Annotated in this window: 10 protein-coding genes; 7 read left to right on the forward strand and 3 right to left on the reverse strand. The window is 58.9% G+C overall.

Going from position 1 to position 11,038, the window contains the following annotated elements:
* Window positions 1–160 precede the first annotated feature (160 nt).
* From AC1Q9F_RS27155 to AC1Q9F_RS27175, 5 genes are read left to right on the forward strand one after another with little or no spacing between them, the layout of a single operon-like run.
* Complete coding sequence (locus tag AC1Q9F_RS27155; protein ID WP_492621324.1) at window positions 161–967, forward strand: alkaline phosphatase family protein; 807 nt, start codon at window positions 161–163, stop codon at window positions 965–967.
* 5 nt (window positions 968–972) lie between these two features.
* Entirely contained in the window at window positions 973–1,809 is an 837-nt protein-coding gene (locus tag AC1Q9F_RS27160; protein ID WP_162130491.1) for an ABC transporter permease, read from the forward strand.
* The gene (locus AC1Q9F_RS27165; RefSeq protein ID WP_492621325.1) at window positions 1,796–2,596 is read left to right on the forward strand and encodes an ABC transporter permease; all 801 of its coding nucleotides are present in this window, start codon (window positions 1,796–1,798) and stop codon (window positions 2,594–2,596) included. The genes AC1Q9F_RS27160 and AC1Q9F_RS27165 overlap by 14 nt, the downstream gene beginning before the upstream one ends.
* Window positions 2,593–3,582: an ABC transporter ATP-binding protein gene (locus tag AC1Q9F_RS27170; protein WP_011333173.1), complete on the forward strand. Its 990-nt coding sequence runs from the start codon at window positions 2,593–2,595 to the stop codon at window positions 3,580–3,582. The genes AC1Q9F_RS27165 and AC1Q9F_RS27170 overlap by 4 nt, the downstream gene beginning before the upstream one ends.
* A 34-nt stretch (window positions 3,583–3,616) precedes the next feature.
* A complete protein-coding gene (locus tag AC1Q9F_RS27175; protein ID WP_127797363.1) occupies window positions 3,617–4,270 on the forward strand; it encodes an HAD family hydrolase in 654 nt (217 codons plus the stop codon).
* 45 nt (window positions 4,271–4,315) lie between these two features.
* Here the strand turns inward: AC1Q9F_RS27175 and AC1Q9F_RS27180 are convergent, their stop codons facing one another.
* A complete protein-coding gene (locus tag AC1Q9F_RS27180; RefSeq protein WP_085748480.1) occupies window positions 4,316–5,278 on the reverse strand; it encodes a zinc-binding dehydrogenase in 963 nt (320 codons plus the stop codon).
* A gap of 181 nt (window positions 5,279–5,459) precedes the next feature.
* Between AC1Q9F_RS27180 and AC1Q9F_RS27185 the strand changes: the two genes are divergently transcribed.
* Together AC1Q9F_RS27185 and AC1Q9F_RS27190 are read left to right on the forward strand one after the other, a co-directional pair.
* Entirely contained in the window at window positions 5,460–7,544 is a 2,085-nt protein-coding gene (locus tag AC1Q9F_RS27185; protein WP_007960197.1) for a carboxy terminal-processing peptidase, read from the forward strand.
* Between the two features lie 134 nt (window positions 7,545–7,678).
* Entirely contained in the window at window positions 7,679–9,469 is a 1,791-nt protein-coding gene (locus AC1Q9F_RS27190) for a bifunctional diguanylate cyclase/phosphodiesterase (protein ID WP_492621326.1), read from the forward strand.
* Window positions 9,470–9,485: 16 nt separating this feature from the next.
* On the opposite strand, the gene AC1Q9F_RS27195 is transcribed toward AC1Q9F_RS27190, so the two are convergent.
* A complete protein-coding gene (locus tag AC1Q9F_RS27195) occupies window positions 9,486–9,902 on the reverse strand; it encodes a hypothetical protein (protein ID WP_492621327.1) in 417 nt (138 codons plus the stop codon).
* Window positions 9,902–11,038: RHS repeat domain-containing protein (locus AC1Q9F_RS27200; RefSeq protein WP_492621328.1), on the reverse strand; the 1,137-nt coding region annotated here is incomplete at its 5' end. The genes AC1Q9F_RS27195 and AC1Q9F_RS27200, both read right to left, overlap by 1 nt.

Raw genomic sequence — 11,038 nt, forward strand, 5'->3', positions numbered from 1 at the left:
CGGGATTGCTGGAGATCCCTGTGGGAGCGAGCTTGCTCGCGAATGCGGTCTTTCATTCAACATTGATGTTGGCTGACACGACGCCTTCGCGAGCAAGCTCGCTCCTACAGGGGCTCCCGACTGAATCTGAAATTTTCTGTTTCGCGGAGTTTTTGCCCCTATGAAGCACACTGTCATCCTTGTCGTGCTCGACGGCCTCAACTACGAGGTCGCGCGTCACGCCATGGGGCATCTGCAGGCTTACGTTGGCGCAGGACGCGCCGCGCTCTATCAGTTGGAGTGCGAGCTGCCGGCCCTGTCCCGACCGCTTTACGAATGCATCCTCACGGGCATACCGCCGATCGACAGCGGCATCGTCCACAACAACGTCTCGCGCCTGTCCAACCAGCGCAGCATCTATCACTATGCCCGTGATGCCGGTCTGAAAACCGCCGCTGCGGCGTACCACTGGGTCAGCGAGCTCTACAACCGCTCGCCGTTCGTTGCCGCACGGGACCGGCATACCGATGACCCGACACTGCCGATCCAGCACGGCCACTTCTACTGGAACGATCACTACCCGGACTCGCACCTGTTCGCCGACGCCGAAAACCTGCGTCTGCGCCACGCCCCGGACTTTCTGCTGATCCATCCGATGAACATCGACGACGCCGGCCACAAGCACGGCCTCGACACCCCGCAATACCGCAACAGTGCGCGCAGCGCCGACATCATCCTCGCCGACTACCTGCAAGGCTGGCTCGACGCCGGCTGCCAGGTGCTGGTGACCGCCGACCATGGCATGAACAACGACCGCTCGCACAACGGCCTGCTGCCGGAAGAACGTCAGGTGCCGTTGTTCGTACTCGGTGATGCCTTCAGCCTGAACACCGACGCCACGCCGAAGCAGACCGACATCTGCGGCACGGTCTGCGAGCTGCTCGGCGTGCCCCACGACAAACCTGTGTGCCGGGAGTTGCTCAAGTGAACTCAATGACTCGCGGCAAATGGCTGGCAGCCCTGTGCCTGGTGCCTTTCGCGCTGTTCTTTATCGTGTTCGAAATCGCCCCGCTGATCTGGGTGATGATCAACAGCCTGCAGTCGGAAGAGTTCGGCTGGGGGTTCGCCAACTTCAGCAAGATCTTCAGTTCGAAGTTCTATCTGCAGGCGATCCAGTACAGCCTCGAAATCAGTTTCTGGTCGAGTGTGTTCGGCATCATCATCGCGGTGCTGGGTGCGTACTCGCTGCGCCGGGTCGATTCGAAACTGCGCAACTTCGTCAACGCCTTCGCCAACATGACCAGCAACTTCGCCGGCGTGCCGCTGGCGTTTGCATTCATCATCCTGCTCGGCTTCAACGGCAGCATCACCATCATGTTGAAGCAGGCCGGGATCATCGAAGACTTCAACCTGTATTCGAAAACCGGGTTGATCATCCTCTACACCTACTTCCAGATTCCCTTGGGCGTCCTGCTGCTATACCCGGCGTTCGACGCCCTACGCGAAGACTGGCGCGAATCCGCCGCATTGCTCGGTGCCGACGGCTGGCAGTTCTGGCGCCACATCGGCCTGCCGGTACTGACCCCGGCCCTGCTCGGCACCTTCGTGATCCTGCTGGCCAACGCCCTCGGCGCCTACGCCACGGTGTACGCGCTGACCACCGGCAACTTCAACGTACTGCCGATCCGGATTGCGGCGATGGTCTCTGGCGACATTTCTCTCGATCCGAACCTGGCCAGTGCCCTGGCCGTGGTGCTGGTGGCGCTGATGACCCTGGTGACCGTCGTGCATCAACTGCTGCTGAAGAGGAGCTACCATGTCTCGCGCTGAATCCGGTACGGCCGGCGTCTACCACCGCGTCGTGGTCTATCTGTTGTTCGCCATCCTGCTGCTGCCGCTGGTGGGCACGCTGATCTACTCGATCGCCAGCAGTTGGTCGGCCACCATCCTGCCCAGCGGTTTCACCTTCAAGTGGTACATCCAGTTGTGGAGCGATCCGCGTTTTCTGCACGCCTTCGGTCAGTCGTTGCTGGTGTGTGTCGGCGCGCTGATTCTGTCGGTGGTGCTGATCCTGCCGCTGCTGTTCGTGGTGCATTACCACTTCCCGAAGCTCGATGCGCTGATGAACATCCTGATCCTGCTGCCCTTCGCGGTGCCGCCAGTGGTGTCGTCGGTGGGGCTGTTGCAGCTCTACGGTTCCGGGCCGTTTGCGATGGTCGGCACGCCGTGGATTTTGATCGGTTGCTACTTCACCGTGGCGCTGCCGTTCATGTACCGGGCGATCACCAACAACCTGCAAGCGATCAACCTGCGCGACCTGATGGACGCCGCCCAACTGCTCGGCGCCAGCACCTTTCAGGCAGCTTTCCTGGTAGTGCTGCCGAACCTGCGCAAAGGCCTGATGGTCGCGTTGCTGCTGTCGTTCTCGTTCCTGTTCGGTGAGTTCGTGTTCGCCAACATCCTGGTCGGCACCCGCTACGAAACCCTGCAGGTTTATCTGAACAACATGCGCAACAGCAGCGGCCACTTCACCAGTGCGCTGGTGATTTCCTACTTCTTTTTCGTGCTGGTCCTGACCTGGGTCGCCAACATCTTGAACAAGGACAAAAGCGAATGAGCTATGTCAGCGTCCAACACCTGCAAAAAAACTACGCGGGCACTACGGTGTTCAGCGACATCAACTGCGAAATCCAGAAGGGTGAATTCGTCACCCTGCTCGGCCCGTCCGGTTGCGGTAAATCTACCCTGCTGCGCTGCATCGCCGGGCTGACGCCGGTGGATGGCGGCAAGATCTTGCTCGATGGCGTCGACATCGTGCCGCTCACCCCGCAGAAACGCGGGATCGGCATGGTGTTCCAGAGCTACGCGCTGTTCCCCAACATGACCGTCGAACAGAACGTCGCCTTCGGTTTGCGCATGCAAAAGGTCAACGCCGACGACAGCCACAAGCGGGTTGCCGAAGTGTTGAAACTGGTTGAACTCAACGATTTCGCCAGTCGCTATCCGCATCAGCTGTCCGGCGGTCAATGCCAGCGGGTCGCCCTCGCCCGCTCACTGGTGACCCGTCCGCGCCTGTTGCTGCTGGATGAACCGCTGTCGGCCCTCGATGCGCGGATTCGCAAACACCTGCGCGAACAGATCCGTCAGATCCAGCGCGAACTCGGCCTGACCACGATTTTCGTCACACACGATCAGGAAGAAGCCCTGACCATGTCTGACCGGATTTTCCTGATGAATCAGGGAAAGATCGTACAAAGCGGCGATGCCGAAACCCTCTACACCGCGCCGGTCGACGTGTTCGCCGCCGGCTTCATCGGCAACTACAACCTGCTGGATGCCGAGAGTGCGTCGAAGCTGTTGCAGCGGCCGATCAACCACCGCATCGCGATTCGCCCGGAAGCCATTGAACTGAGCCTCAGCGGTGAACCCGATGCGCAAATCCGCAGCCACAGTCTGCTGGGCAACGTGATCCGCTACCGCGTCGAAGCCCGGGGCGTGGAACTGGTAGTGGATGTGCTCAACCGTTCGGCGGCGGATCTGCATCCCGACGGTCAGCGCCTGTCACTTTCCATCGATCCCACCGCCCTGTGTGAGGTAGCCTGATGACTTTGCTGACACCCAAGAGGGAACTGAACTGATGGCCCTGGCAATTTTTGATCTGGACGAAACCCTGATCCACGGCGACTGCGCCACACTCTGGAGCGAGCAGATGGGGCGCCTGGGCTGGGTCGATCCCGAGTCGTTCATGCGCAGGAACAACGAGCTGATGGACGCCTACAGCCATGGCAAGTTGCGCATGGAAGACTACATGGACTTCAGCCTCGAACCGCTGATCGGCCGCACCCCGGAAGAAGTCGAGCATCTGGTCGGCCCGTGGGTTGAAGACTTCATCGAACCGATCATCTTCAGCGACGCCACCAAGACCATCGCCGCCCACCGCAAAGCCGGCGACCGGATTCTGGTGATCTCGGCCTCGGGCACGCACCTGGTCAAACCGATTGCCGAACGGCTGGGCATCGACGAGGTGCTGGGGATCGAACTGGAAGTGGCGCACGGCGTGTACAGCGGCCACACCGTGGGCACCCTGACCTACCGCGAAGGCAAGATCACCCGTTTGCTGGAGTGGCTGGACGCCGAAGAGGAAAACCTTGAAGGCGCGAGTTTCTATTCCGACTCACGCAATGATCTGCCGCTGCTGCTGAAAGTGGATTACCCGCATGTGGTCAATCCGGACCCAGTACTGCTTGCAGAGGCCGAGAAATCCGGCTGGCCGATCCATCTCTGGAAGTAAGCGATTGCCTTGTGGGAGCAGGCCTGCTCCCACAAGCGTCGATGATCAGCTCAGGCTTTCGTCGATCACCAGCACCAGCTTCCCCGCCACCGTGTTGCTCGCCAACTCGGCGAACGCTGCCTCGGCATCCTTGATCGGGAACGCCTTGGCCAGTTGCGGCTTCAGGCGCCCTTCGGAAAACAGTGGCCACACGTGTTGGCTCAGATCGCTGAACAGGTCGGCCTTGAACTGATCGTCACGGCTGCGCAGGGTCGAGCCCAGCAGTTGCACGCGCTTTGCCAATACCTGGGCCAGATCCAGTTTTGCCTCGCGGCCGCCCATCAGGCCGATCAGCACCCAGCGGCCGTCCTGAGCCATCAACTTGAGGTTCAACGCCGAATAGTTGCCGCCCACCGGATCCAGAATCACATCGAACGGTCCGAAATCCCTCAGGCTTTCCAGATCGTCGGTGCGAACAACCCCGCCCTGGGCACCCAGCGATTCGCAGTAGGCCAGCCGCTCAGCCGAACCGACGCTGACCCAGCACGGATTGCCGAAAGCCTTGCACAGTTGAATCGCGGCTGAGCCGATGCCACTGGCTCCGGCGTGCAGAAGAACTTTCTCACCCGGTTTGAGCGCCGCAAGTTGAAACACATTCAGCCAGACGGTCGCGTACACCTCTGGCAAGGCAGCGGCCTCAATCAGCGATACACCTTCCGGAACCGGCAACACATGCCGTCCGTCGACGACCACCTCTTGCGCCATCCCACCCCCGGCCAGCAAGGCGCAGACCCGGTCACCGACCTGCCAGGACGAGCCTGCGCCGACCTCGCTGATCACCCCGGAACACTCAAGACCCAGCACCTGGCTGGCACCTGGAGGGGGTGGATAAAGTCCGGCTTTCTGTAATAAATCCGCGCGATTGAGGCCCGCTGCCGCCACCCGGATGCGAACTTGTCCTACATCACATGTAGGACTTGGTTCATCAACCCATGCCACTTGACCTTCAACGCCTTGCAATGCCTTCACAGTGCCTCCATAGTGAGTCTGGACTGAGCCCGAAGCTGTAGCGCCGGGCTTTTTGCATTATGCGACCGGCCCTGGGGTCTGAACGAACGCTGAACAGCAGTTATCGTACAGAGCGTAGAGGTACCGGCGACTTCAAAGACGGCCTAATATGCGTTATCAATTGTCCCCGCGTCGAATCAGCATGAAGCATCTGCTCCCCAGCACCGCCCTCGCTCTTTTCATCGGTATCGGTCTGTTGCCGGTGTCGGGCACCACATTCGCAGCCAACAGCTGGGACAAGTTGCAGCCTGATCGCGACGAAGTGATCGCCAGTCTGAACGTCGTCGAGTTGCTCAAGCGTCACCACTACAGCAAGCCGCCGCTCGACGATGCGCGCTCGGTGATCATCTACGACAGCTACATCAAGCTGCTCGACCCGTCGCGCAGCTACTTCATGGCCAGCGACATCGCCGAATTCGACAAGTGGAAGACCCAGTTCGACGACTTCCTCAAGAGCGGCGACCTCAACGCCGGGTTCACCATCTACAAGCGCTACCTGGACCGCGTGAAGGCGCGTCTGGACTTCGCCCTTGCCGAGCTGAACAAAGGCGTCGACAAGATGGACTTCACCACCAAGGAAACCTTGCTGATCGATCGCAAGGACGCTCCGTGGCTCAAGTCCACCGCCGAACTCGATGACCTGTGGCGCAAACGCGTCAAGGACGAAGTGCTGCGGCAGAAGATCGCAGGCAAAGAGCCGAAGCAGATCCAGGAAACCCTGACCAAGCGCTACAAGAATCAACTGGCACGTCTGGACCAGACCCGCGCCGAAGACATCTTCCAGGCGTACATCAACACCTTCGCCATGTCTTACGATCCGCACACCAACTATCTGTCGCCGGATAACGCGGAGAACTTCGACATCAACATGAGCCTGTCCCTCGAGGGCATCGGCGCCGTGTTGCAGAGCGACAACGATCAGGTGAAAGTCGTGCGTCTGGTGCCGGCAGGCCCGGCCGACAAGACCAAGCAGGTTGCTCCGGCCGACAAGATCATCGGCGTTGCCCAAGGCAACAAAGAGATGGTCGACGTGGTCGGCTGGCGCCTGGACGAAGTGGTCAAGCTGATCCGTGGCCCGAAAGGCACTGTGGTGCGTCTGGAAGTAATCCCGGCGAGCAATGCGCCGAACGACCAGACCAGCAAGATCGTGCCGATCACCCGCGAAGCGGTGAAGCTTGAAGACCAGGCCGTGAAGAAGTCCGTGCTGAACCTGAAACAGGACGGCCGCGACTACAAGCTCGGCGTGATCGAGATTCCGGCGTTCTACCTCGACTTCAAGGCCTTCCGTGCCGGCGATCCGGACTACAAGAGCACCACGCGCGACGTCAAGAAGCTGCTGACCGAACTGCAGAAAGAGAAAGTCGACGGCGTGGTCATCGACTTGCGCAACAACGGCGGCGGTTCCCTGCAGGAAGCCACCGAGCTGACCAGCCTGTTCATCGACAAGGGCCCTACCGTGCTCGTGCGTAATGCCGATGGCCGGGTCGATGTACTTGAAGATGAAAACCCGGGCGCGTTCTACAAAGGCCCGATGGCGCTGCTGGTCAACCGCCTGTCCGCCTCGGCTTCGGAGATCTTCGCCGGCGCCATGCAGGACTACCACCGTGCGCTGATCATCGGTGGCCAGACCTTCGGCAAAGGCACCGTGCAGACCATTCAGCCGCTGAACCATGGCGAACTGAAACTGACCCTGGCCAAGTTCTACCGGGTTTCCGGTCAGAGCACCCAGCATCAGGGCGTACTGCCGGACATCGATTACCCGTCGATCATCGACACCAAGGAAATCGGCGAAAGCGCCCTGCCGGAAGCCATGCCGTGGGACACCATCCGCGCGGCGATCAAACCGGCGAGCGATCCGTTCAAGCCGTACTTGGCCCAGCTGAAATCCGAGCATGACAGCCGTTCCGCCAAGGACGCGGAGTTCGTGTTCATCCGTGACAAGCTGGCCCTGGCGCAGAAGCTGCTGGAAGAAAAAACCGTCAGCCTCAACGAAGCCGAACGCCGTGCACAGCACGCCGACATCGACGCCAAGCAACTGGCGATGGAGAACATCCGTCGCAAGGCCAAAGGCGAAGAACCGCTCAAAGAGCTGAAGAAAGAAGACGACGACGCCCTGGCAGCCGCCGAGCCGGACAAGGTCAAACCGGAAGACGACGCCTACCTGAGCGAGACCGGGCGCGTACTGCTGGATTACCTGAAGCTGAGCAACCAGGTCGCAAAGAAGTAAGGTGATGGCAATTTAATGCTGACGATCCCCGGATCGTCATCAAACAGTCATCATTCTGTCGTGCAATAAAGGACTGGGAGCGGTTCTCTTCATCGAGAACGCTCCCAGTCCTTTTTTTATCGCCAGAGATTGCCATGACCACGACCGAACAGCTGAGTGCCTTGAGCTCGATCCTGACTCAAAGCGGTTTACACAGCCTGTTCCAGCCGATCATTTGCCTCTCCGAACGGCGCATTCTCGGCTACGAAGCCCTGACCCGCGGCCCGTCCAACAGCCCGCTGCACTCCCCCATCGCCCTGTTCGCCGTGGCCCGACAGGCCGGACGCTTGAGCGAACTGGAAATCGCCTGCCGCCAGAGCGCCTGTCGTCGTTTCAACGAACAGCAGTTGCCGGGCAAGTTGTTTCTCAACGTCTCTCCGGAATCCTTGCTCGAAGCGGCGCACCAACCGGGGCGAACGCTGCAGTTGCTGCAGGATTTTGGTATTCCACCGAGCCAGGTGGTGATCGAACTCACCGAACAGACGCCGATCGATGATTTCCAGTTGCTGCAAACCGCACTGCATCACTATCGAGCCATGGGGTTTTCGATTGCCCTCGACGATCTGGGCGCGGGTTATTCAAGCCTGCGCCTGTGGTCGGAGCTGCGGCCGGATTACGTGAAGATCGACCGGCACTTCATCGACGGCATTCACCAAGACGCATTGAAGCGCGAGTTTGTTGGATCGATCCTGCAAATCGCCAAGGCCTCCCGGGCGCAGGTAATTGCCGAGGGAATCGAGTTGCCGGAAGAACTGGCAGTGCTGACCGAGATGGGTGTGGATCTGGTGCAGGGCTACCTGCTCGGTCGCCCTCAGGAACACCCGCCGCGCGATGCTCGCGCCTTAATGCCCAAGCACGACAGCAGCGCCGTTGCGTTGAACGATGAAGGCAGCGACCTCAGCGCCCTGCTCAACGATCAACCCGCCGTGAATCGCGACACACCGACCGCCACCGTACTGGAAGCCTTCCGCCGTCAGGCCAACCTGAATTCGCTGGCAGTACTCGACGAACAGGGTCAGCCGTGCGGCATCGTTCATCGTCACTCGTTGTCCGATGCGCTGCTCAAACCGTTCGCCACCGACCTGTTCGCCCGCAAACCGATCAGCCGCCTGATGAACGATGACTTCCTCGCCGTCGAAATGAGCCAGTCGCTGCAACAGGTCAGCCGCCTGATCACGAGCCGCGCCCGACAACGCATCGAAGAAGACTTCATCATCACCCTCAGCGGCAGCTACCTCGGCCTGGGCCGGGTGATTGACGTGCTCAAACTGATTACCGAACTGAAGATCCAGCAGGCGCGCTATGCCAATCCGCTGACGTTGCTGCCGGGGAATGTGCCGATTCAGCAATGCCTCACCCGACTACTACAACAAGGGCGCGAGTCAGTCATTTGTTATGTCGACATCGACAGCTTCAAACCCTTTAACGATATCTATGGGTATGGGCGTGGGGATGAGGTGTTGCTGTGTCTGGCGCAATGCCTCAACGAACGCGTCGACCCGTCCCGCGATTTCGTCGGGCATATCGGGGGGGATGATTTCCTGTTGGTGCTCGGCCCGGAGGATTGGCGCAAACGGCTGAACCAATTGCTTGATGATTTCCAGAGTCAATGTCGACGATTCTACCGCCCGGAACATCTGGAGGCCGGTTGTTTTGTTGCGCCGAATCGTCAGGGCATTCGTCAGGAGTTTCCTTTGCTGTCATTGTCCATTGGCGTGGTGCATTTGCATCCTGAAGCGTGTGCGCAACTGGATGCGAGTCAGTTGGCAGAGATGGCTTCGCAGGCGAAGCATCATGCGAAGAATGTTCCGGGGTATAGCGTGCATGTTATCGATAGCATAAGCGCGCTACCTTTTAACGAGGCGCTCGTTTCAGGTCATCGCTGATGTAAAGGCTCGATAACTACCATGTGGACCGATCCTCTCCGGCGGCTTTCGCAAGATCCTCCCCCCAAGCTTCCTTCGCAAGCTTATAAAGATCTTGGAAGAAGCCACGCGGATCTTCTAGAGAGTACCATTCTCCCCGCGGCCAACTTGCAGCTTCGTATTCATCGACCTCGAATAGTTCTTGAAAGTCATAATTTTGCTCCAAGAGCAGCAATTCCAAATTCTCAAATAGCACTAGCTTATGCCTATAGGAAAGGTATGGCAGGTTAAGACAATACTTCCTGATAAGAAGCTCTCTATCAGCGGAATCATTAGGATTGTAAACCTCGAGTTCCGCACCTCGAGTTTCCTCCCGATCATAAACGTCGAAAACGCCTATAAACCACATTAAATCCGGTTCAAACTCTTCATTTAAATATGGATCTTTCAACATCACTTCACCTCGGTCGGAAATGCTGTAAACGGGTTTTGCGTATTCACCTGATCAAACTTAACTTCAAACCAATTCAAGTTTTCATTCAAGCTAGGATTTTGAACGTCTTTTTTATTCGGCCTGTACCCACGCCCTGCACCAGGTAGTTCCAATCTCACTATTGGATTTTTGTTTTGATCTTTTCCGGTGTGCATAATCAAGCCATTCTTATCCTTCGTCATCGCCTTGTTTAGCGCGCCCAAATGCATGCGCCAATTATGAAATTGAGAGCTCCGGTTGCCCTTTGCACCTTTTGGGATTAATCCAGTGTGAGGATTCGCACCATTGATTGCTCTCTGTTCAAGAGCTTTATCAGAAATTTCTGAACTGTGTTTTTCGACAGTGTGCATTCCATAACGTTTTTCATATTCCCACACACGTCTCTTCGCATTCGCCTCCGCCAACTCATCAATTCTCTCCCTCCGCTCTTGCGCCGTCATCTTCGGCAGCGCTGGCTCACCCTCATCAACAATCGAACCACCCACCCCATCCGGCACCGGACATCCCGGCTTGTTCGGCGGCGGACAATTGGACGTCAACCCCAACGGATCCACCCACCCCGTCGGATTCGGCACGTACCGGTACTGATTCAGCCCACCTGCCAGCTTCACCGGATCCGGCGTCAGGTACCGTCCCACGTCCGGGTCGTAGTACCGATGCCGGTTGTAATGCAGCCCGCTTTCGTCATCGAAGTACTGCCCCTGAAAGCGCAGCGGCTGGTTCAGGTAGTCCTCGGTCGCGAGCTCCAGCGAGATGACCTTGCCGTAGGCGCTGTATTTGGCTGACCAGACGATGTCGCCGCTGTAGTCGGTCAGCTCTTGCGGGGTGCCGAGGTGGTCGAGCTGGTAGTAGAACGGGCAGGCGCGTTTCGGGCCTTTGCCGTCGAGCATTGCCAGCGGGCGGAAGGTGCCGGGTTCGTAGATGAAGCTGCGGTGCTGTTCCTTGCTGCTTTCGGCGATCAGGTGGTCGCCTTGCCAGAAGAACTCGGTGGTCTGGCCGTCGACGGTTTTGCGGATGCGGCGGCCGAAGGCGTCGTATTGGTAGGTGGCGCTGCTGCCGTCGGGGCGGGTCAGGCCGATCAGGCGGTGCTGGCTGTC

It is taken from the genome of Pseudomonas sp. GW823-FHT04A03 (assembly GCF_058796615.1).